Origin of the sequence: Halomonas sp. BC2 (assembly GCF_002078115.1) — a bacterium.
In the GTDB taxonomy this organism is placed as follows: domain Bacteria; phylum Pseudomonadota; class Gammaproteobacteria; order Pseudomonadales; family Halomonadaceae; genus Vreelandella; species Vreelandella stevensii.
Genome location: NZ_LFGT01000009.1, coordinates 288,915 through 311,283 on the forward strand (window position 1 = coordinate 288,915; position 22,369 = coordinate 311,283).

A 22,369-nucleotide genomic window follows, 5' to 3' on the forward strand; every position below is an offset into this window, starting at 1 on the left:
CCTACAGCCACGGATCAGGCGGCGTGAGCTAAACAGTTACACGGAACTTTGCATTAAGGAAAAATGTCAGCCACAGGGTTTCAAGAAAGGGGGTAAGCGCTTGATGCGCTGCAAAGAACGCGTAACACTAGACAGCATTGGCGTTATGCCACCGAACGCCCTCCAGAACAGGTGGGGCACCCGGGCCTCGTCGCCCGGTGCTCTCCATGACGATTAATCAATGCCCAAGGGACACTATGCTGCTTGCTGTGAAGGCCCGATTAACAGGGCGACAAGAACATGAAGCGACCGGCGTGATGTCGGCGCGGAAGGAGCGTGTGAATGGGCACTCGTGAAACGGACCAGCAGTTGGTTGAGCGTGCCCAGAAAGGCGACACACGCGCTTTCGATCTTTTGGTAAAGAAGTATCAACACAAGATCATTGGCCTTATTGGGCGCTATGTGCATGATCACGCCGAAGTGCAGGATGTGGCGCAGGAAGCGTTCATTAAAGCATATCGCGCGTTGGGCAAGTTTCGTGCGGAAAGCGCTTTCTACACCTGGATGTATCGAATTGCCATCAATACGGCGAAGAATCATCTGGTCTCCAGAGGACGCCGCCCGCCCGGTAGTGACCTGGATATCGTCGATGCTGAAATCGTCGATCAAAGTGGTCGGCTGGCTGATTCCGAGTCTCCCGAGGCTTCCATTGCCCGTGATCAGCTGGAAGCTGCTGTGTTCGAGGCCATCGAGCGCTTACCGGACGACCTGCGCACGGCCATCACCCTGCGTGAACTTGATGGGTTGGCCTATGAAGACATCGCGCAGATCATGCAGTGTCCGGTGGGTACAGTGCGCTCGCGTATTTTCCGTGCCCGGGAGGCGGTAGACGAGCACATTCGACCGCTGGTCACCACGGCGCGCAACAGTCGTGAAGAGCCCTGAGCGTGGGGATGCTGCCTATGCATGGACACAAACATTTACGTTTTTGCTTTTTTTGTGAACTGTCTGGCGAGTCAGGCGTCATAAGGGCTGCCAGCGCTAATGAGTTGAGCCGTTGAGCAGCAAGCTCATGTTGCCTGCCAGTAGGGCCATGGCGTTGTGCAGACGGTGATAGATAATCCAAGTCTTGGCCTGCGAGGTTTTGCGGCTAAAACACGCACTAGCCGTGTTGTCGTGAAGCTTCTTCAAACACAGTGTGAGGGTGTGAAGTATGAGTCAAAACACACGGGAGTCACTTTCCGCATTGATGGACGGCGAAAGTGATGAGTTGGAACTTCGCCGAGTGTTGAAATCACTACCTGACGACGCCGACGCGGCTGAGACTTGGCGCCGCTATCATCTGGCGCGCAGCATGATGCAACGCGAACGCGAAGTGGATGTCAGCGTCGATCTTTCGGCGGGCATCATGGATCGGTTGCGTAACGAGCCCGTCCCGATGGCAGAGTCCGTCGCGGCATCGAACAGCCGTGTCGGCGGCGTCTCGTTTGCCCGCGGTGCTGGTGTGGCAGCGGCCGTTTCCTTGATGGTGATTACGGGCGTCCAGTTCTTCAATAGCGGCACGGGTACCAGCGGCCAACCTGATGGGGGTATTGCTGCGCAGCCCGGTACCGGCGTGGGTGCTCAGGTGCAGCCAGTCAGCTTGTCAGGTGCCCAGACAGGTGCCTTGGCAGCCTCCGATATGCCGATGTTCGAACCTACGCCGTTCCGGATCAATGGGCAGGCAGGTAATAGCGGCTTGATGAACGTCAGCGAAGCCGGTTTCGCGGCTCCGTCTGCGCCGCAAAGCGTCATGGCTCAGCAGCCAACGTCCATCGATATCGATCAGTTGCGTCTGTTGCAGTCCTACCTGGAGCAGCATGCTCAAGGGGCGGCTAGTGGCGGTGGTGACAGCTGGATGCCGCTGATGCGCTCTTCGGTCACCGAACCTCTGGGACAGCGTTAATGTTGGAGAGAGTGGCCTGAGCATTATGGCGATGGACAAGTGCCGACAGTGGGGAATTCAGGCCGTCGCGTCTGCTGGGCTCGTAAGCCTGTTCTCCTTTTCCACGCCGGTCATCGCAGAGCAAGCGCCCGCATTCAGCTGCGATGACCTTACCTCCTTTACCGCGCCCGCCAACGTTCAGGATTGGCTTGTGCTCAGCAAGCAGGCCGGTCACTGCTACGACTTCCAGGCCAGGGCCGTCTCCATCGATGCTTTGGGAGTGCGTACCCTGGCGCTTTCACATCGTATTCGAGATGGCGTTCGGCAGCAGGTCGTTCAGCATCTGGATGGCCCTTCCGTGAGTGTCGAGCGTCAGTCCGCCGTGGGCTATCGCGCCCGCTTTACCTTAGAAGATCAAGAGACCAGCAGCGCAGCGGAAGCCTGGGCCGCTCACGTAGCCCATTATTATGAGATCGAGCTGCTCAACGATGATCGTGTCGCGGGTCGCGAAGCCGTGCAGCTCAAGTTTGCGCCGCAGGATGGCGAGCGCTATCAGCATGAGTGGTGGCTAGACAAAGAGACGGGGCTGCTGCTCAAGCATGTCATGCGTGATAGCCAATCGCGGGCGCTGGAAACGTTTCAGATTACTCAGCTGCAAGCCCCGGTTCTGTATGAAGGCGAGATTGCCCATCCTGCTTCGCCGGAGGAGCCTGCGATGAGTTGGCAGGCTGAGTGGTTGCCGGATGGCTTCGTTTCCCAGCCGGTCGAGACCGGCTCGTTATCGGGTCAGCGTGTTTACAGCGATGGCTTGGCGTCTATCAGTCTGTTTGCAGCGCCCGTCGAACAGCAGACGCTGTCGGAAGGCAGCCACCAGTTAGGTGTTTCTACGGCCACGGTATCGCTGGTCGAGGTCGGCGATCAGCGCTGGCAGCTGGTCGGTGTCGGCGAGTTGCCGTCTGATGTCATGCGTCGTATCGTTCAGTCCATCGTGATTCAGCCCTGATGTCATTGACCGAGCACACGACGTGTACCTCGCTTTATCGCACCGGTCGCGTGGTGGGGTATGCTCAAGGGCGGCTGATAGTGGATGTGTCGGTGGCCAGCGAATGTGATGCCTGTGCCAAAGGGCGCGGTTGTGGCATGGGTCTGCTGGCACGCCGTCAGCACCCGCGCGTCGAGGTGCAGGCTGACTGCCTGGAGAGCCAGCTGGCAGAACGCTACCCTGTAGGCAGTGGGGTGACGCTGGCAGTGGAGCGGCAAGCCGTTGGCTATCTGGCACTGCTCGTGTATGCCGCCCCAATGCTGCTGGCGCTGGTGGTGTCCGGGGCGCTCGCCTTGTCCGTAGAGCGTCAATGGGTAAGCGTGGGTGCCTTTTTTGGCACCCTAATGTGCGCCCTGGTGGCGCTGAGATTTCTCATGCGTGGGGGGATGGAACGCTTCCGCCCGCGCTTGGTCAGTTAGTTGTCCTGTAGCTCGCTAAGAGTTGCACTTCCATGGTGTCGTCCCTGCTTGACTAGGAGCTGTTTCATGAAGCGCTTGGTTCTCCCCTCAACGTTATGGTTATGCCTGGTTGCGCTGTTCATGGTGGGCCACAGTGCCCAGGCGCAAACCTTGCCCGATTTCACGGTGCTGGTAGAAGAAGCGGCGCCGGGCGTCGTCAACATTTCTACCTCGCGCACGGTGCAGCGCAGCAGCTCGCCGTCGGTACAAGGGTTTGGAGGTCAGGAAATTCCCGAAATCTTTCGCCACTTTTTTGGTGACAGTTTTCCAGCGCCGCCCAGTGGTGGTCAGGGGCGTGGCCAGGAGCGACAGTCATTAGGGTCTGGCTTCATCATCAGTGAAGATGGCTACGTGATGACCAACGCCCACGTCGTGCAGGATGCCGATGAAATTCTGGTGCGCCTCAACGACCGTCGCGAACTGCCCGCCGAGCTGATTGGCAGCGACGTGCAGACCGACGTTGCCCTGCTCAAGATCGATGCCAGCGACCTGCCGGTGCTCACGTTGGGGGATTCCGACGAGCTCAAGGTCGGAGAGTGGGTAGCGGCCATTGGCTCGCCTTTCGGCTTCGACCATTCGGTCACTGCGGGCATCGTCAGTGCCATCAACCGCACGCTGCCACGGGACGCTTACGTCCCCTTCATCCAGACCGACGTGGCCATCAACCCGGGTAACTCCGGTGGCCCACTGTTCAATCTGGAAGGTGAAGTCGTCGGTATCAATTCGCAGATCTTCACCCGTAGCGGTGGTTTCATGGGTCTGTCGTTCGCCATTCCGATCAACGTCGCCATGGACGTTGCCAGCCAGCTGCGTGAAGATGGCCAGGTGAACCGTGGTTGGCTGGGCGTGATGATCCAGCCGGTGTCTCGTGATTTGGCCGAGTCGTTTGGTATGAGCGAAGCCATCGGTGCGCTGATTGCCGATCTGGACCCTGAGGGGCCTGCCGCGCAGGGTGGCCTGCAGGCTGGGGATGTGATTCTGGAGGTCAATGGCGAAGAGGTCGATCGCTCCAGCACGTTGCCGCGCCTCATCGGGCGTGTTGCCCCTGGCAGCGATGTGGAGCTGACCCTGATGCGTGATGGTGAGCAGGTGACTGAAACCATCGAACTGGGTAGCTGGCCGGATGCTCAAGGCGTCGAGCAAGCTTCCAGCAGCAACAGTCAGATGCGACTAGGTGTCGCTGTGGCCGAAGTGGATGAAGCCACTCGCGAACGGCTCAATATCACAGGGGGTGTTGAAGTTCGTCAGGTAGAGCCAGACAGCGTTGCCGCTCAGGCCGGGCTTCGCCCGGGAGATATTCTGGTTAGCCTGGATCACCGCAGCGTTGCCTCTGCCGATGAGCTGGTGCGCATCGTCGAAAGCTTGCCCACCGACCGCGCTATTCCGCTGCGCCTGTATCGTGATGGGCGCTCGCTGTTCGTGGCGTTGCGTCTGGAATAACCACACCTTTCGTTCCTTCCAGTCCGGCTGTTCTCGCCGGACTGCTGTTCCTATCCCCCGCATATCGCTACAATAGCGCTTATCTTTTGACGAACTTTGGCAATGCAGTGGTGCGGTGTTCACGTTACGCCCTGTTGGCGCTGTCCCCAACACCATCGCTTGCGTACCAATAAGGCAGAACACACTCGATGTCTCATGACGTTTCCGGCGGAAAGCTCAAGCATATTCGCAATTTCTCCATCATCGCCCACATTGACCACGGTAAATCGACACTTTCCGATCGTCTGATCCAGACCTGCGGTGGTCTGACCGAGCGTGAGCTGAAGGAGCAGGTGCTCGACTCCATGGATATCGAGCGCGAGCGTGGCATTACCATCAAGGCACAGTCGGTGACGCTGGACTACACCGCAGCCGATGGCCAGGTCTATCAGCTCAACTTCATCGATACGCCAGGCCATGTGGACTTCTCCTACGAAGTATCCCGCTCGCTATACGCCTGTGAAGGAGCGCTGTTGGTAGTGGACGCCGCTCAGGGTGTCGAAGCTCAGTCGGTGGCCAACTGCTACACCGCCATCGAGCAGGGCCTGGAAGTGCTGCCAGTGCTCAACAAGATCGACCTGCCCCAGGCCGACCCGGACCGCGTCTCTCAGGAAGTGGAAGAGATCATCGGCTTGGATGCCACCGATGCCTGTCAGGTGTCAGCCAAGAGCGGTATTGGTATCGACGCGTTGCTGGAGCGTCTGGTACGCGATATTCCACCCCCCAAAGGGGACCCGGATGCGCCCTTGCAGGCACTGATCATCGACTCCTGGTTCGACAACTATCTCGGCGTCGTTTCGTTGGTGCGACTGTTCGACGGTACGCTGCGTAAGGGCGACAAGATTCGCATCAAATCGACCGGGCGGGATTGGAACGCCACCGAAGTGGGCATCTTCACGCCGCTGCGTAAGGAGACCAATATCCTGCGCGCAGGGGAGGTCGGTTTCGTGGTGGCGGGGATCAAGGAAATCCACGGTGCCCCGGTCGGTGATACCATCACCCATACCAAAACCCCGGATGTCGAGCGCCTGCCGGGTTTCCAGAAGGTCAAGCCGCAGGTGTATGCCGGTATGTTCCCGGTCAGCGCCGATGACTACGAAGACTTCCGCGATGCGCTGGAGAAGCTGGCGCTAAACGATGCGTCGCTGGAGTACGAGCCGGAAAACTCGGACGCCCTGGGCTTCGGTTTCCGCGTGGGCTTCCTCGGCACCTTGCACATGGAAATCATCCAGGAGCGTCTGGAGCGCGAATACGACCTGGACCTGCTCACCACCGCACCCACGGTAGTGTATGAGCTGGCCATGAAAAATGGCGACATCAAATATGTCTCCAACCCCTCCAAACTGCCGGACATGGCCGACGTCGACGAGATGCGCGAGCCCATCGTGCGGGCCAGCATTCTGGTGCCCCAGGAGTACGTGGGCAACGTGATTGCCGAGTGTGAGCAGCGCCGTGGTACCCAGCTGGACATGCAGTTTCTGGGCAACCAGATTCAGCTCACTTATGAGCTGCCGATGTCGGAAGTGGTCATGGACTTCTTCGATCGCTTGAAGTCGATTTCTCGCGGTTACGCGTCGCTGGAGTATAACTTCGAGCGGTTTGAGGCCGCCAAACTGGTGCGTCTGGACGTGCTGATCAACGGCGACAAGGTAGACGCGCTGGCGGTCATCATCCACCGGGATCATGCCCACACCCGCGGCCGTCTGCTGGTGGAGAAGATGAAAGAGCTGATTCCGCGTCAGATGTTCGACGTGGCCATTCAGGCTGCCATTGGTGGGCAGGTGGTCGCGCGCTCGACAGTCAAGGCGCTACGCAAGAACGTGACCGCGAAGTGTTATGGCGGCGACGTCAGCCGTAAGAAGAAACTGCTGGAAAAACAGAAAGCCGGTAAAAAACGCATGAAACAGGTGGGGCGTGTTGAAATTCCCCAGGATGCCTTCCTTGCTGTGCTCAAGGTCAACGACTAGGGACTCGACCCCACATGGATTTTTCATTATTACTGGTACTTGCCGTCGTGCTCTCCGGGGCCATCTTTCTGCTGGATGTGCTGGTGCTGCGGCCCAAGCGCCGTGCGCGAGTGGCCAAAGCCGAAGCGGCCACAGTGGATGGGCTGGACGATGCCAGCCGGGAAAAGCTTCTCAAGGAGCCCTGGCCGGTCGACTACTCTCGCTCTTTCTTTCCCGTGTTGCTGGTCGTACTGGTGGTGCGAAGCTTCATCGTCGAGCCGTTCCAGATTCCCTCGGGTTCCATGAAACCGACGCTGGAAGTAGGTGACTTCATCCTGGTGAACAAGTTTGCCTATGGCCTGCGCCTGCCCGTGGTGCACCATCGCTTTCTGGAAGTGGCCGACCCGGAGCGTGGCGATGTCATGGTGTTTCGTTTCCCGGACGAGCCCTCGGTCAATTTCATCAAGCGTGTAGTGGGCCTGCCCGGCGACCGTGTTCGGTATGAAGGCAAGCAGCTCTATGTGAACGGCGAAGCAGTCAGCAAGGTGCTGGTCGAAGAGGGCCCAGCCTTGTCTCCCCAGCAGCTGTTGCTCGAAGAGCAGCTGGGTGAAGTGAGCTATTTCATTTATAACAATCCGCGTGATCCTGGCCCGCAAATGCGTGAGGTAGTGGTGCCGGAAGGGCACTATTTCACCATGGGCGATAACCGTGATCACTCCAACGATAGCCGCTACTGGGGCTTTGTTCCGGAAGAGAACATCGTCGGGCGCGCCTTTGCAGTCTGGATGCACTGGGATGGTGGTTTGCCCAGCTTCAGCAGTGTGCGGCGCATCGAATGAAGCACCTGCTAAGCAACAAGGTCAGCGTGGTTATTTTGTATAACGTCAATGACGTAGGAGCATCGTGAGCAATTCCTTAACCGCTTTTTGCCGACGAATCGGCCACACCTTTGGCGACCCAACGCTACTGGAACTGGCCATGACCCATCGCAGCTATGGTGGTCGCAACAATGAGCGCCTGGAATTTCTGGGTGACTCTATCGTCAACTTTATCATTGCCGAAGCGCTGTTTCAGCGCTTCCCTCAGGCGCGTGAAGGCCAGCTTTCTCGCCTGCGCGCGCGCCTGGTCAAGGGCCAGACCCTGGCCGAGCTGGCTCGTGAAATGTCGTTTGGCGAGTGCCTGCGTCTTGGCTCGGGAGAGATGAAAAGCGGTGGTCATCGCCGTGAATCCATTCTGGCCGATGCCGTGGAGGCCGTGATCGGGGCCATCTACCTGGATGCAGGCATGGACGCCGTGCGTGACCGGGTACTGGCCTGGTATGCTGACAGGCTGGACAATATCTCTCTCCAGGACACGCAAAAGGACCCCAAGACACGCTTGCAGGAGTTCCTGCAGTCACGCCAGGCGGCGTTGCCGCGCTACGAAGTGGTCTCGGTCAAGGGAGAGGCGCATGCCCAGACGTTTACCGTGGAGTGTTACATCGATCTATTGAACGAGCATACCACGGGCAAAGGCCCTAGCCGCCGGCATGCCGAGCAGCAGGCGGCGGAAGAAGCCCTGTCCTATCTAGAACAACCCTCCGGAGACAAATCATGAGCCAAACCTGCGGATTCGTGGCCATCGTTGGCCGTCCCAACGTAGGCAAATCAACCCTCATGAACCGGATTCTGGGGCAAAAGATCTCGATTACCTCCCGGCGGCCGCAAACCACTCGCCATCAGGTGATGGGCATCAAGACCGTTGATGAGACACAGTTCATCTATGTAGACACCCCGGGCATGCACATCATGTCCAAGGACCGCAACAAGGCGATCAACCGGTTCATGAACCAGGCGGCCACTCAGGCGCTGCGCGACGTGGATTGTGTCGTCTTCATCATCGATCGCACGCGCTGGACCGAGGAAGACCAGGCGGTGCTCAAGCGCCTTGAGCATGTCACTGCGCCGGTGATTCTGGCAGTGAACAAGGTCGACCGCCTGCAGGACAAGGCCGACCTGCTGCCCTGGTTGGCAGAGGTGGGTGCACGGCGTGAGTTTGCTGCCGTGATCCCCATTTCAGCGAAGCACGGCACCCAGGTAGAAGCGCTGGAAGATGAGGTGGCCAAGCATCTGCCAGAGAGCATTCACTTCTTTCCGGAAGACCAGATCACCGACAAGAGTCTGCGCTTCATGGCCGCCGAGCTGGTGCGTGAAAAGGTCATGCGTCAGTTGGGCGATGAGCTGCCCTATCAGATGACCGTCGAAATCGAGGAGTTCCGTGAAACCGAGCGGGTGACCCATATCAGCGCGTTGATTTTGGTGGAGCGTCAGGGCCAGAAAGTGATTCTGATCGGTGAAAATGGCGATCGGATCAAGAGTATCGGCCGAGAGGCGCGGCTGGACATGGAGCGTGCCCTGGGCACCAAGGTCATGCTCAACCTGTGGGTCAAGGTCAAGCGGGGCTGGTCTGACGATGAGCGTGCCTTGAAGAGTCTGGGTTACGACCTGGATTGAGCGCGGCCATGACCCCCGAGCCTGCCTTTCTGCTGCACCGTAAGGCGTATCGGGAAACCAGTGCGCTGGTCGACCTGTTGACGCTCAACCATGGGCGCATCCGCGCGGTGGCTCAGGGTGGGCAGCGCCCCGGTTCGAAGTCGCGCCAGCGTTTGCAGCCCTTTACGCCGCTGTTCATCGCCTGGCGCGGCGAGCGCGAGCTGAAGCGGCTGACCCTGATGGAGTCCCGGGGGCAGACCGCCCTGTTGGCGGGAGAAGGGCTGTTGTGTGGCCTGTATGCCAATGAGATTGCCACCCGCTTGCTGCCGCTGGAACTGGCATCCGCGAATGTGTTTGCCTTTTACAGCGTGCTGCTGGAGGCCCTTCCGGTGCCCGCCGAGCGCGGGTTGGCGCTGAGACGCTATGAGTGGGCGTTACTGGAAGCCCTGGAAGCCACACCGCGCTTCTGCACGCCTCAAGGTGCCCCTCTGGACCCCCATGGCCGCTATCGGTTCGACGCTGTCAGCCGTGGCTTCCTGCCCGCCGAGCGAGGGATCGACGGCCGCGCCTTGCGCTATATCGAGCAGGGTGACTGGGAATCAGAGAGCCTGGCCAGCGCCTTGAAAGCGCTCCTGCGAGCAGCGCTGGCACCCCACCTGGGGGCAGTGGCACTACGCTCGCGCGAGCTGATGATGGATTTGGCCCGCCGTCGTCAGCGCTAGGTGGGCCTCTCTCATACAAGCAATACTCAGACAAGCAATGATGGCCTCGGTGTGCCATCCAATGGAGAGTCACGATGCATCCTCCCCGTATTCTACTGGGCGTCAACATCGATCACGTCGCCACCCTGCGCCAGGCACGGGGCACTCGCTACCCGGACCCCGTTCAGGCAGCGCTGTTGGCCGAAGAGGCCGGTGCCGATGGCATTACGGTTCATCTGCGTGAAGACCGCCGCCATATCCAGCCCCGCGATGTGCGCCTGCTGGCCGAGATGCTCAACACGCGCATGAATCTCGAAATGGCCGTGACCGATGAGATGCTGGCTCTAGCCGAAGAAGTGCGACCTGCCCACGTTTGCCTGGTGCCGGAAAAGCGCGAAGAGCTGACCACGGAAGGTGGCCTGGACGTGGTAGGTGGGTTCGAGCAGATTGCCGCTGCCTGCCAGCGTCTGGCAGCCGTGGGCTGTGACGTATCGCTGTTCATCGACCCCGATGTAGCCCAGATCGATGCGGCCAAGCGTGCTGGAGCGCCCACCATCGAACTGCACACCGGTGCCTATGCCGAAGCTCGGCCGGGTAGCGAGACAGCCAACGCCGAGTATGACCGCCTGAGCGCGGCAGCGGTCCATGCCGTCTCCCTTGGGCTGGTGGTCAATGCTGGGCACGGGCTGCACTACCACAACGTGGAAGCCATTGCTGCCTTGCCCGGTGTCAACGAGCTGAACATCGGTCACGCGATCATTGCGCGCGCCCTTTTTGTGGGCCTGAAAGAGGCCGTTCAGGAAATGAAGCGGCTGATAATTGCTGGCCAGGAGGCGGGCCTGATGGCCGCGCTGGATGCCCATGAACACGAGCATGCGCATGACGAGCATGATGGCCATCACGGCTGCTGCGGGCATTGAATGATCGTTGGCATTGGCTCTGATATAGCCCGCGTTGCTCGGTTTCGTCAGGCCCTGGAGCGCCACGGCGAGCGTTTTGCCGAGCGCATCCTGGGCCAGCAGGAGCAACAGGTGTGGCGGGCCAAAGGCTGCCCGGTGGCTTATCTGGCCAAGCGCTTTGCGGCCAAGGAAGCCTTCGTGAAAGCCCTGGGGCTTGGCTTGCGCCAGGGCATGCAGTGGGGAGACATCCAGGTGCTCAACGACACGCTGGGCAAGCCAGGGTTACACCTGAGTGGTGAAGCCCAGCGGCTCTTCGCGGCTAGTGGCGCCTCGGCGGCGCACATTACCCTCAGTGACGAAGCCGAGTACGCCGTGGCATTCGTGGTGCTGGAGCGCTGATCGCCCAGGGCCGCGCCGCGTATCTCCGGTCACTCCAGCAAGCCATCGCGGTACTGGGTAAGCCGCGCCATGGCGGCATAAAGTTCTTCCAGTAGCGTATCCACATGGCGCAGACCGCTGGTGCGCAGACGGGTTTCCATGGTTTCCACCAGCAAGGCCAGTTCTGGCGCACCGCAATAGCGGCTGGCGCCGTTCAGCCCGTGCACCCAGTCCAGCAAGGTGTTCAGATCGTTTGCCTGGAACGCCTCGCGCATCTGTCGTTCGTGCTCCTCCAGGCTGTCGATCAGCCTGACCAGCTGCTGCCTGGCCAGGGACGCCTTTCCACCCGCCAAACGCGTGCCCAGGGCAAGGTCCACCGCGGGCAGCGTACTGGGCAGAGGCGCGGGCGCTACCGGGGGAGTGGTATCGGTCAGGGGGGCGGTTGAAAGCGAATCGCCAAACGCCAGTTCGGGCGTAATGCCCAAAAAGCGCTGCATCAGCTGCTGCAACTGAACGTCATTGATGGGCTTGATCAACACGTCGTCCAGGCCTTCACTCAACCACTGCTGGCGTTCGTTGTTCAGCACGTGAGCGGTGACTGCAATGATGGGGCAGCGTGCCCAGCTGCCGCTGATACGACGCAGCGCCTTGGTGGTTTCGATACCGTTCATGTCGGGCATACGAATGTCCATCAGCACCATGTCGGCAGTCTGCTGCCGCGCGAATTCCAGGGCTTCTCTGCCGCTGGCGGCCAGTACGATGCGCAGCGCGCTGCTTTCCAGCATGGCCCTGAGCAGTTCGCGGTTGGCGGTATTGTCGTCAACGATCAGCAGCGTCAAGGGGGCGCCAGAAACGGGTTTGCTAGCCAGCTCAAGTGCCTTTGGTTCCTGGCCTGCAGGCAGTCCCGTGGGTTGTAACAAGCGTCGCACCGTCGTGACCAGCTGGGCGCGGGTGAACGGCTTGCAGAGCAGGTCGCCGCCATGGGGAAGGTCCCAATGGGGGAGTTCAAAGCTGGTGGTGTTGGCCAGAATGATCACCGGGCAGGGCGTCTGGGCGATGATGGATTGCCAATAGCCTTTGCGTTCGCCCTCGAAGTCGTCGTACTCGAGGCTGATCACCAACAGAGCCTCATTGCCTGCATCGATAAACGACACGGGGCATGCGCCCCAGCGTTCCAGCAAGTGTTCCAGCACGTTTCGAGTGGGCAAGTGAGGTTCGTGCAAGCGTACGATCGGATTGTCCAACACCAGTTCTGGAGGGCGTTCGTCTGCCTGGTGGGCGAGCAGGGGTAGCGTAAACGAAAAAGTCGACCCTCTGCCCAGCTCGCTTTCGACCCGAATCTCACCGCCCATACGTTGGATCAGTTGGCGGCAGATCGACAGACCCAAGCCGCTGCCGCCAAACTGTCGGGAGTGGCTGGGCTCTGCCTGAGAGAAGGCGCTGAACAGCTGCTGCTGGTGTTCGTCACTCAATCCAATGCCAGTATCACTGACGCTGATGTGCAGGACGACGTGCTGCCCCTCCTGATTGTCCAGCATGACGCGTACGATCACATCCCCTTCGTGGGTGAACTTGAGGGCATTGCCCAGCAGGTTGTTCAGCACCTGATGAATGCGTAACGGGTCGCCGCATAGCGGGGTGGGCACGTCGTCATACACCATGGCCACCAGGTTGAGCTGCTTGCGCTGGGCTTCCGGGGCGTGGAGGCCAATGACTTCATCGACCAGCGTCACGATATCCACGTCCACTTCTTCCAGGGTCAGACGGTCGGCTTCCAGTTTCGAAAAGTCCAGTACATCGTTGACCAGCATCAGCAGGTTGTCGCAGGCCCGGCGTACATGGTCCAGCCACTCCTTTTGGCGGCTGTCGAGAGGCGAGCGACCCAGCAGTCGACAAAAACCGATGATGCCATTGAGCGGGGTGCGTATTTCGTGGCTCATGTTGGCCAGAAATTCCGACTTCACGGCATTTGCCCTCAGGGCGCTGCGGTGCGCCAGATCGAGCTTGATATTCTGCTCTTCGATAGTCTCCATGGACTCCTGGAGTTCACTGGTCGCTTGTTCGATCTGCTCCTGCATATTGCGCCGTGCGTGTTGCAAGTACTCGGCCAGTCGGTTGATATGCTTTGCCAACTGGTGCAGCTCGACGGGCCTGGCGGGGGTGATCTGCAGACGATCATCGCCCCGCGACAGCCGATAAAGTGCCTGACTGGCTTCCTCGATGGGGCGGGTGGCATAGCGGCTGATGGCAAAGGCGATCAGAAACAGCAGCAGGCCCAGCAGCATGCCGCCCAGGCTGAGGCTGGCGATGAGTTTGTAACGTTCCAGTACCAGCGTGCGGCTATCCATTTCGGCTTCCAGCCAGCCATTTTGAGTGCGCCCACGACCGCTGAGCGACTCACTGGTCAGCGGTGTTTGTACGCGCCATAGATCGTCTTCCATGGAGAGGGTCGTCGCTTCCGGGGCATGCAGCCGAGCGGAGGGCGGCAGCGAGGAACCCATGACCAGCAGGCGGTTGCCCTGCTCGTCAAACAGGGTGACCGCGCGCAGGTTGCGTTGCTCCAGCAGTTTGCCAGCGAGACGCTCCAGTCGTTGTGAGTCGCCGTCGGCCATGGCCTCTCCCAGGCTAGGGGCTAACAGCTCTGCGGTACTGACCAGCCTCTCCTCGAGCACTGTGTGGCCCGTGGCATCGGCGTGAAGCACCAATAGAAACGCCATGATGGCGTACACCAACAGTGGCAAGCCTAGCAGAGCAAACAGCAGGCGCGTGTTTAAAGACATGAAAGAAGCTCATCGAATCCAGAAGGTTGCCTGTCCAGGCATGGGCAGCACCGATATAATGCAGCATAACGGTTACGATAAGGAATGTGTGATGAATTATCCCACGCTTGAAGATGTGGTCGGCAATACACCGCTGGTGCGTCTAAAAAGAATCACGGCAGGTCGCAACAACACGCTGTTGGCCAAGCTGGAGGGTAACAACCCGGCAGGCTCGGTCAAGGACCGCCCGGCGCTGTCGATGCTCAGCGAAGCAGAAGCGCGGGGTGACATTCGACCTGGCGATACGCTGATCGAGGCGACCTCGGGCAATACCGGTATCGCGCTGGCCATGGCGGCCGCCATCAAGGGTTACAAGATGGTGCTGGTGATGCCTGAAAATGCCTCCGCCGAGCGCAAGCAAGCCATGGCCGCCTATGGCGCCAGACTCATCTCGGCGAGCAAGGAGGGAGGCATGGAAGAGGCACGTGATATCGCCGATGCCATGATTGCCCGGGGCGAGGGCAAGCCGCTCAACCAGTTTGCCAACCCGGACAACCCGCTGGCGCATTATCGCACCACTGGCCCGGAAGTATGGCGACAAACCGGCGGTGAGGTCACACACTTCGTCAGCTCCATGGGCACCACGGGCACTATCATGGGCGTGTCGCGGTATCTCAAGGAGCAGAACCCGGCCGTGCAGATCGTCGGGCTACAGCCGGCCGATGGCGCCAGTATTCCCGGCATTCGCCGCTGGCCCCAGGAGTACCTGCCTGCCATCTTCGAAGCGCCGAGGGTCGACGTCACGCTGGACATTGCCCAGCAGGAAGCCGAAGAGCACATGCGTCGCTTGGCCCGGGAAGAGGGCATTCTGGCGGGGGTTTCATCCGGTGGCAGCCTGGCAGGTGCGCTGCGCATCGCCGCACAAACCGAAAACGCGGTCATCGTGTTCATCGTCTGTGACCGTGGTGATCGCTATCTCTCCACGGGCCTGTTCGCCCCGGAGGTTTAAATGGCCATGTTGGGTAAGCGGCGGCCCCCACGCCCCGCATCGGGCCATTCGGGCCTGGCACGCGCGCCAGGGCGAGCTGTGAAAAACCAGGCTGACGGTCTCAGTGATGCGCCGCTGGTCGTCGAGCGGCTGGCCCATGATGGCCGAGGGGTGGCCCACAACGCTGCCGGGAAGACCGTGTTCATCGACCGAGTGCTGCCCGACGAGGAAGTGGAAGTCGCGGTCCATGTGACCCGCAAACGCTTTGATGAAGCGCATGTCAAAACCCTGCTGACTCCCTCGCCCCTGCGCGTGACGCCGCCCTGTGACCACTTTGGCCAGTGTGGAGGGTGCGATTTGCAGCATATGGCGCTCGACACCCAGCGCCACCACAAACGTGAGGTGGTCGCTGAGCTGCTGGCACGGCAGGGCCTGGCCCATGGTGCCATCGGCTTGCTCCACGGGCAGACCACGGCGTATCGCCGCAGGGCAAGGCTGGGCGTCAAGGTGGATAGCCAGGGCAAGGTGCACCTGGGGTTTCGCGCCGCCAGTACGCATCGGCTGGTAGATATCGACACCTGCCCAGTGCTGGTGCCTGCCCTGCAGGCGCTCATTGCCCCTCTGCGAGCGCTGTTGGCGAGCCTGGAAGCGCCGCGCTCGGTCGGCCACCTCGAACTGCTGGCGACCCCGGATGCGACGGTCGTGCTGGTGCGTCAGTTGAAGGCACAGCCTGACGATGAGCTGCGCTGGCAGCGTTTCGCTGAGCAGCACCAGGTACATGTCGGTGCCTGGCTGGGGCGCGAAGCGCCCCAGCTGCACTGGTATGGTGCGCCACCTTTGCTGAGAGAGCGCGTTGACATGCAGGCGCTGAGCATCGACGCCAGTACACTGCCATCAAACCTGTCGCTTGACTTTGCGCCGGGAGATTTTTTGCAGGTCAATGCCGAGGTGAACCAGCAGATGGTGGCACAAGTGGTAGGCTGGTTGGCGCCAAGCCCGGCATGGTGCTGCTGGACCTGTTTGCCGGCATCGGCAATTTCAGCCTGCCGTTGGCCGCTGCAGGCGCCCGAGTTCATGCGGTCGAAGGCAGCCAAGGGATGGTCGAGCGGCTGCGGGCCAATGCCCATAACGCCCGCGATGCTGATGCAGTCCTGGCGGTCAGCGCGGAACAAGCGGATCTCAGCAATGCCGAGGCCGTGGCCAAGGTGCTGCGGCAGCACCCCGTGGATGCACTGGTGCTGGACCCGCCGCGCAGCGGTGCCGAGGCGGTGTGTCAGGCGCTGGGCCGCCATCGCATTGCCCGGGTCGCGTATGTCTCCTGCGACCCGGCAACCCTGGCCCGCGATGCGGCACATCTTGTGCATGCAGGGTATGCTATCAAGCACGTTGTCGTGGCCGACATGTTCGTACATACGGCGCACATGGAAACGCTGATGCTGTTTGAATATACGGGCTAGCGTGCCATTTGCAGCAAGCCGCCACCCAAAAGGATGAGTCATTGTCATGGTGAAAGTGCGTGAAGACCAGCCGCTGACAGAAAGCGGAAAGGTGGACATACAACAATGGTTAACGCGCCTTCAGGAAGATGTGCGCCTGCGTGAGCCCGAGCGACTGTTGCAGGCCTGCGAGCTGGCCGACCAGTTGGAGCGGGAAGCCCCCCGCACCCATCGCGTGTGGCTGTCGCCGGGTTCCAGTTTTCGCATGGGCCTGGAAATGGCCGATATTCTGGCGGACCTCAAGCTCGACCAGGCCACGCTGGAAGCCGCCGTGCTGTATCGCGCCGTGCGCGAAGGGTTGCTGAGCCTCGACGGGGTGACCAAGCGCTTTGGCGATGAAGTGGCGAAGCTGATCGATGGCGTACTACAGATGGCGGCCATCAGCTACCCCTTGGCACCCAACCATGGCATGAGCCAGCATAACCAGCAGGAAAACCTGCGCAAAATGCTGGTCAATATGGTGGGGGATGTACGGGTCGCGTTGATCAAGATTGCCGAGCGCACCTGCGCGCTGCGTCAGGTCAAGGACGCCCCCCGGGAAAAATGCCTTCAGGTGGCCAGGGAAGTGGCCGATATCTACGCGCCGCTGGCCCACCGCCTGGGCATTGGCCAGATCAAGTGGGAGCTGGAAGATCTTTCGTTCCGCTACCTGCATGAGGACGAGTACAAGGCGATTGCCAAGCTGCTGGCAGAGAAGCGCCTGGACCGCGACCGCTATATTCACGATGTGGTCGAAACCCTCAAGACCCTCATGGAAGCCCAGCATATCCATCGTTACGATGTCAGTGGCCGGGCAAAGCATATCTACTCCATCTGGCGCAAGATGAAGCGCAAGCGGATCGATTTTTCCCAGGTCCACGACGTGCGCGCCGTGCGCATTCTGGTTCCCGAAGTCACCGACTGCTACACCGTGCTGGGTATCGTCCACTCCCGCTGGCACCACGTGCCCAACGAGTTCGATGACTACATCGCCAACCCCAAGAAAAACGGTTATCAGTCGCTGCACACTGCGGTCATGGGGCCGGAAAACAAGGTGCTGGAAATTCAGATCCGCACCTTCGGTATGCACGACGAGGCCGAGCTTGGAGTGTGTGCCCACTGGCGTTACAAGGGCCACGATACCAATGCCAAGAGTCGCAGCTACGAAGAAAAGATCGCCTGGCTGCGGCAGGTGCTGGAGTGGCAGGACGAAGTGGGCGGCTTTGGAGACCTGCGCGAAGGGCTCTCCAGCGACGTGGCGCCGGACCGAATCTATGTTTTCACCCCTGACGGCCACGTGATCGACCTGCCGCGCATCGCTACCCCCATCGACTTTGCCTATCGGGTACATACCGAAATAGGCCATCGCTGCCGAGGTGCCAAGGTCAATGGGCGTATCGTGCCCCTGACCTACAAGCTCAAGACTGGCCAGCAGATCGAGATTCTCACCGCGACCAAGGGGGGCCCCAGCCGCGACTGGCTCAACCCCAGCCTGGGCTACGTACGCACCTCGCGGGCGCGGGCCAAGATCCAGGCGTGGTTCAAACATCAGGCCCGGGATCAGAACCTGGACGAAGGGCGCACGCTCTTCGAGCGTGAAATGCGTCGTCTGGATGTGGAAGGGCTCGACCTGCCAAAACTGGCCAAGGCGGTCAATTACCAGAACGCTGACGACATGTACGCCGCGCTGGGCGCCGGTGACCTGCGAATAGGTCAGGTACTGCATCAGGCGCAGCAGCTGTTTGGCGAGACCGATGACCAGGAGCAGTTGGACCGACTGCTGGCCAAGCCGCGTCGCCAGCCCAGCAAGGCCACTAAAAGTGATATTACCGTGCTGGGCGTGGGCAACTTGAAGACCAGCATGGCCAACTGCTGCCGACCGGTGCCCGGCGAGCCGATTGTCGGCTTCATCACGCAAGGGCGTGGGGTCACCGTGCATCGTCAGGATTGCACCAATATTCTCCAATTGCGTATGGAGGAGCCTCAGCGCATTATCGAAGTAGAGTGGGGCGAACGCGCCCATACCCGCTATCCGGTGACCATCGAGATTCAGGCCTGGGACCGTTCGGGTTTGCTGCGCGATGTCACGGGCCTGCTGGGCAATGAAAAGGTCAATGTACTGGCGGTCAACACGCTGACCGATACCGACGAGGGCATTGCCCGCCTGCGCATCACCCTGGAGGTGGATGGCCTGGAGTCCCTGGGACGGCTGTTCTCGCGTATTCAGCAGTTGCCCAACGTAACCGAGGTTCGCCGCCTGCGTAACGCCGACCCCGAAAAAAGCGCCCGTAAAGGAGGGGCCTGATGCGCTACCGCCTGGAAGACCTGTTGACGCTGATGGCCGTGCTGCGCGACCCGCAGCAGGGCTGCCCATGGGACGTCAAGCAGCACTGGGACACCATCGTGCCGCATACCCTGGAAGAAGCCTACGAAGTTGCCGATGCCATCGAGCGGCGGGCCTTCGATGAGCTGCCCGGAGAGCTGGGGGACCTGCTGTTTCAAGTGGTCTATTACGCCCAGTTTGCCGCCGAGGAGCAGCGCTTCGACTTCCACGACATCGTCCACACGTTGACGGAAAAGATGCTGCGTCGCCATCCGCATGTGTTTCCAGAGGGGACGCTGGCGTCTCGCCGCCCGCCTGGCATGAGCGCAGACGCCGTCACAACCCAGCAGGTCAACAGCCGCTGGGAAGCGCTCAAGGCCGAAGAGCGCGCGCAGCGCAGCGTCGAAGAGGTATCGGTGCTCGACGATGTACCGCGTAACCTGCCTGCGCTGAGCAGGGCGACCAAACTCTCCAAGCGGGCCGCCCGAGTGGGTTTCGACTGGCCCGATGCCCGCGGCGTACTGGACAAGATTCGTGAAGAGCTGGTAGAGGTCGAAGAGGCGCTGGCCGCCGGCGACCGCCAGCATGCGCAGGAAGAAGTGGGTGACCTGCTGTTTGCGGTCACTAACCTGGCGCGTACTCTGGGGGCCAACCCGGAGCAGTGCCTGCGCCAGACCAACAGCAAATTCGAGCGCCGCTTTCGCCATGTCGAAAGCGCACTTGCCAGTGCCGAGCGACCGCTGGGTCAGGCGACCCTGGAAGAAATGGAACACCACTGGCAAGCCGCGAAAGCCCAGGAACAACGCTAATATCTCATAATATCAACGCGACCCCGCAAGGAGGCCCCGCCAATGAGCCATGATCTACACGAGTCGCTGCGCGATAATGTCCGTATTCTGGGTGACAGTCTGGGGCGTACCATCGCCGACGATCTGGGCCAGTCGTTCGTCGACAAGATTGAAACCATTCGTGCCCATGCCAAGCGGGGTCGCCAGGGCGACACCCTTCAACAGCGGCAGTTGATCGAGTATCTGCGCCAGCTTCCCGAGCGCGACCTGCTGCCGGTCACCCGTGCCTTCAACCAGTTCCTGAACCTCGCCAACATCGCCGAGCAGCATTACCGCGCCCGGTTTCGTCGCGTGGAGGATTACAAGCCGGGCACCCAGCCGGTGCTGGGCGAGCTGCTCAGTCGCGCCCAGCAGGCGGGCAATTCCCCCCGCAAGCTGGTCGAAACCCTGGCTAACATGCGCGTGGAGCTGGTGCTCACTGCCCACCCCACCGAAGTCATTCGCCGCACCCTGATTCAGAAGTATGACGCCATCGACGAGTGCCTGACTGCCATTGAAAGCTCCGAGGATTACCCGGAGCGTGGCGCCCGCGCTCAGGGGCGGCTGGAAGAGCTGATCAGCCAGGCCTGGCACACCGACGAGATTCGCCACGAACGCCCCACCCCGGTGGATGAGGCCAAGTGGGGCTTTGCGGTCATCGAGAACTCCCTGTGGCAGGCGGTGCCCGATTTTCACCGCGACCTGGATAGCCTGTTGCTGGAAACGGCAGGCGAGCGCCTGCCGCTGGACGCGGCGCCCATTCGCTATGCCTCATGGATGGGGGGCGATCGCGACGGCAACCCCAATGTCACGGCGAAGGTGACCCAGGAAGTCCTGCTGCTGGGGCGCTGGATGGCGGCAGACCTCTATCTGCGCGATCTGGAGCAGCTGAAGACCGAGCTTTCCATGTGGAAGGCCAACAGCGCCTTGAAGGCCGAAGTGGGCGATGTCGCCGAGCCTTACCGGGAGCTGCTCAAGCGTCTGTTGACGAAGATGGAAGCTACCCGTGACTGGGCCAAGGCACAGCTGGAGGGGCGCAACTACGATGGCGGGCCCATCATCGAAACCCGTGATCAGCTGTATGCGCCGCTGCTGGCCTGCTATCGCTCGCTGTGCGATGTGGGTCTGGACACTATCGCCAACGGCGCGCTGCTGGATACGCTGCGACGGGTCGCCGTGTTCGGCGTTACCCTGACCAAGCTGGACCTGCGCCAGGAAGCGGGCCGCCATGCCCAGGTCATGGAAGAACTCACCAGCGCCCTGGGCCTGGGTCATTATCAGGAGTGGAGCGAGCCCCAGCGCCAGGAGTTCCTGCTTTCCGAGCTGGCCTCGCGCCGTCCATTGATCCCGCGGCGCTGGGAGTGTTCCGCCGAATCACGAGAAGTACTGGATACGTTCAAGGTGATTGCCCAGGAGCATGCCGAAGCGCTGGGCACCTATATCATCTCCATGGCAGGCGAGCCTTCCGATGTACTGACCGTGGCGCTGCTCATGAAAGAGGTGGGCGGCCAGGTGACGCTGCCCATCGCGCCGCTGTTCGAGACGCTCAACGACCTGGACCACGCCGGTGCTGTCATCGATCAGCTGCTGTCGCTGCCGGGATACCGAGCGCTCACTCAGGACCGTCAGGAAGTCATGATCGGTTACTCCGACTCTGCCAAGGATGCCGGGCAACTGGCGGCGGCCTGGGCGCAGTACCGCGCCCAGGAAGCGCTGGTCAACGTGTGCGAGAAGCACGGCGTGGATTTGACACTGTTCCATGGCCGGGGCGGTACGGTAGGCCGTGGTGGCGGCCCGGCCCATGCGGCGATTCTCTCTCAGCCGCCGGGGTCGGTGAACGGCAGCCTGCGGGTAACCGAGCAGGGAGAGATGATTCGCTTCAAGTTCGGCCAGCCGGACATTGCGCTGCGCTCCATGGAGATCTACGCCTGCGCGGTGCTGGAAGCCACGCTGCTCCCGCCGCCTGCACCACAACCGCACTGGCGCGAAGAGATGGACCAGCTGGCCAAGGTTGCCCACGCGGCTTACGTGGGCGTGGTGCGTGAAGACCCGGATTTCGTCCCCTATTTCCGCGCGGTGACGCCCGAGGGCGCGCTGGGCAGGCTGCCCTTGGGTTCGCGGCCCGCCAAGCGTCGCCAGGATGGCGGCGTGGAAACGCTGCGGGCGATTCCCTGGATCTTTGCCTGGACGCAGATTCGCCTGATGCTGCCCGCCTGGCTGGGCAGCGGTGAGGCCTTTGCCCGACGCCTGGAGGAGCCGGGCGGCCTGGAAGTGCTGCAGGAGATGCGCACGCAGTGGCCGTTCTTTGGCACCTATCTGGACATGCTGGAGATGTTGCTGGCCAAGGCCGATGTGGCCATTGCGGCTTATTACGAGCATCGTCTGGTCGACGAGCCTGCGTTGAAGGCGTTGGGCAAGCAGCTGCGAGAACGCTTTGCGCGGCTGGAGCTGGTGGTGCTGGACATTCTTCAGCAGGAGCGGCTGCTGGAGAATACGCCGCTGATCCGCCAGGCCATCGATGTTCGCAACCCTTATATCGACCCGCTCCACGGCCTGCAAGCCGAGCTGCTGCAGCGTAACCGGGATGCTGACGGCGCCATCAGCGCCGATCTCTCACGGGCGCTGATGGTTACCATGGCAGGCATCGCTGCCGGGCTGCGCAACACCGGCTAGTCGCACCGTGGACCAGCGCCGTCACTCCTCGGGTGGCGGCGCTTTTG

General features: G+C 61.0%; 17 protein-coding genes and 1 pseudogene. 17 read left to right on the forward strand and 1 reads right to left on the reverse strand.

Translation table 11 applies throughout. The features are described 5' to 3' along the window. The first annotated feature begins 321 nt into the window (after window positions 1-321). The 12 genes from rpoE (at window position 322) to acpS (ending at window position 11,298) form a co-directional block, all read left to right on the forward strand. Entirely contained in the window at window positions 322-924 is a 603-nt protein-coding gene (gene rpoE, locus B7L71_RS07785) for an RNA polymerase sigma factor RpoE (RefSeq protein WP_039177195.1), read from the forward strand. A 268-nt stretch (window positions 925-1,192) separates the two neighbouring features. After that, complete coding sequence (locus tag B7L71_RS07790; protein WP_081137131.1) at window positions 1,193-1,924, forward strand: sigma-E factor negative regulatory protein; 732 nt, start codon at window positions 1,193-1,195, stop codon at window positions 1,922-1,924. Between the two features lie 25 nt (window positions 1,925-1,949). Next, window positions 1,950-2,906: a MucB/RseB C-terminal domain-containing protein gene (locus tag B7L71_RS07795; RefSeq protein ID WP_249273201.1), complete on the forward strand. Its 957-nt coding sequence runs from the start codon at window positions 1,950-1,952 to the stop codon at window positions 2,904-2,906. Continuing rightward, window positions 2,906-3,364, forward strand: coding sequence for a SoxR reducing system RseC family protein (locus B7L71_RS07800; protein WP_232710891.1), 459 nt, complete (start codon window positions 2,906-2,908; stop codon window positions 3,362-3,364). Before B7L71_RS07795 ends, B7L71_RS07800 begins: the two co-directional genes overlap by 1 nt. A 66-nt stretch (window positions 3,365-3,430) precedes the next feature. After that, window positions 3,431-4,843, forward strand: a complete 1,413-nt coding sequence (locus B7L71_RS07805; RefSeq protein ID WP_081137133.1) for a DegQ family serine endoprotease — start codon at window positions 3,431-3,433, stop codon at window positions 4,841-4,843. Between the two features lie 188 nt (window positions 4,844-5,031). Then, window positions 5,032-6,849 (forward strand): translation elongation factor 4, encoded by a 1,818-nt coding sequence (lepA, locus tag B7L71_RS07810; protein ID WP_081137135.1) that lies wholly within the window; start codon window positions 5,032-5,034, stop codon window positions 6,847-6,849. Between the two features lie 14 nt (window positions 6,850-6,863). Continuing rightward, on the forward strand, window positions 6,864-7,667 hold the full coding sequence (gene lepB / locus B7L71_RS07815) for a signal peptidase I (protein ID WP_081137137.1): 804 nt from the start codon (window positions 6,864-6,866) through the stop codon (window positions 7,665-7,667). Window positions 7,668-7,731: 64 nt separating this feature from the next. Next, the gene (gene rnc, locus B7L71_RS07820; RefSeq protein WP_026001664.1) at window positions 7,732-8,424 is read left to right on the forward strand and encodes a ribonuclease III; all 693 of its coding nucleotides are present in this window, start codon (window positions 7,732-7,734) and stop codon (window positions 8,422-8,424) included. Beyond that, on the forward strand, window positions 8,421-9,320 hold the full coding sequence (gene era / locus B7L71_RS07825) for a GTPase Era (protein WP_039177179.1): 900 nt from the start codon (window positions 8,421-8,423) through the stop codon (window positions 9,318-9,320). Before rnc ends, era begins: the two co-directional genes overlap by 4 nt. 8 nt (window positions 9,321-9,328) lie before the next feature. Then, complete coding sequence (gene recO, locus B7L71_RS07830) at window positions 9,329-10,021, forward strand: DNA repair protein RecO (protein WP_081137139.1); 693 nt, start codon at window positions 9,329-9,331, stop codon at window positions 10,019-10,021. A gap of 74 nt (window positions 10,022-10,095) precedes the next feature. Beyond that, window positions 10,096-10,920 carry a pyridoxine 5'-phosphate synthase gene (pdxJ, locus tag B7L71_RS07835; RefSeq protein ID WP_081137141.1) on the forward strand — a complete coding sequence of 275 codons (825 nt, stop codon included), beginning with the start codon at window positions 10,096-10,098 and terminating at the stop codon, window positions 10,918-10,920. Beyond that, on the forward strand, window positions 10,921-11,298 hold the full coding sequence (gene acpS / locus B7L71_RS07840; RefSeq protein ID WP_016913592.1) for a holo-ACP synthase: 378 nt from the start codon (window positions 10,921-10,923) through the stop codon (window positions 11,296-11,298). A 29-nt stretch (window positions 11,299-11,327) separates the two neighbouring features. Here acpS and B7L71_RS07845 read toward each other — a convergent pair whose 3' ends face one another. Then, complete coding sequence (locus B7L71_RS07845; protein WP_081137143.1) at window positions 11,328-14,057, reverse strand: ATP-binding protein; 2,730 nt, start codon at window positions 14,055-14,057, stop codon at window positions 11,328-11,330. A 91-nt stretch (window positions 14,058-14,148) separates the two neighbouring features. Here B7L71_RS07845 and cysM point away from each other — a divergent pair, with 91 nt between their 5' ends. The 5 genes and pseudogenes from cysM to ppc all read left to right on the forward strand — a co-directional run bounded on the left by cysM (window position 14,149) and on the right by ppc (window position 22,322). Next, window positions 14,149-15,045 carry a cysteine synthase CysM gene (cysM, locus tag B7L71_RS07850; RefSeq protein ID WP_081137145.1) on the forward strand — a complete coding sequence of 299 codons (897 nt, stop codon included), beginning with the start codon at window positions 14,149-14,151 and terminating at the stop codon, window positions 15,043-15,045. Continuing rightward, window positions 15,046-16,481 (forward strand): annotated as a pseudogene (locus B7L71_RS07855) (TRAM domain-containing protein). 46 nt (window positions 16,482-16,527) lie between these two features. Next, window positions 16,528-18,804 carry a GTP diphosphokinase gene (relA, locus tag B7L71_RS07860; RefSeq protein ID WP_081137147.1) on the forward strand — a complete coding sequence of 759 codons (2,277 nt, stop codon included), beginning with the start codon at window positions 16,528-16,530 and terminating at the stop codon, window positions 18,802-18,804. Next, on the forward strand, window positions 18,804-19,631 hold the full coding sequence (gene mazG, locus B7L71_RS07865; protein ID WP_081137149.1) for a nucleoside triphosphate pyrophosphohydrolase: 828 nt from the start codon (window positions 18,804-18,806) through the stop codon (window positions 19,629-19,631). Before relA ends, mazG begins: the two co-directional genes overlap by 1 nt. Window positions 19,632-19,673: 42 nt before the next feature. Next, on the forward strand, window positions 19,674-22,322 hold the full coding sequence (ppc, locus tag B7L71_RS07870) for a phosphoenolpyruvate carboxylase (RefSeq protein ID WP_081137151.1): 2,649 nt from the start codon (window positions 19,674-19,676) through the stop codon (window positions 22,320-22,322). Window positions 22,323-22,369: the final 47 nt, after the last annotated feature.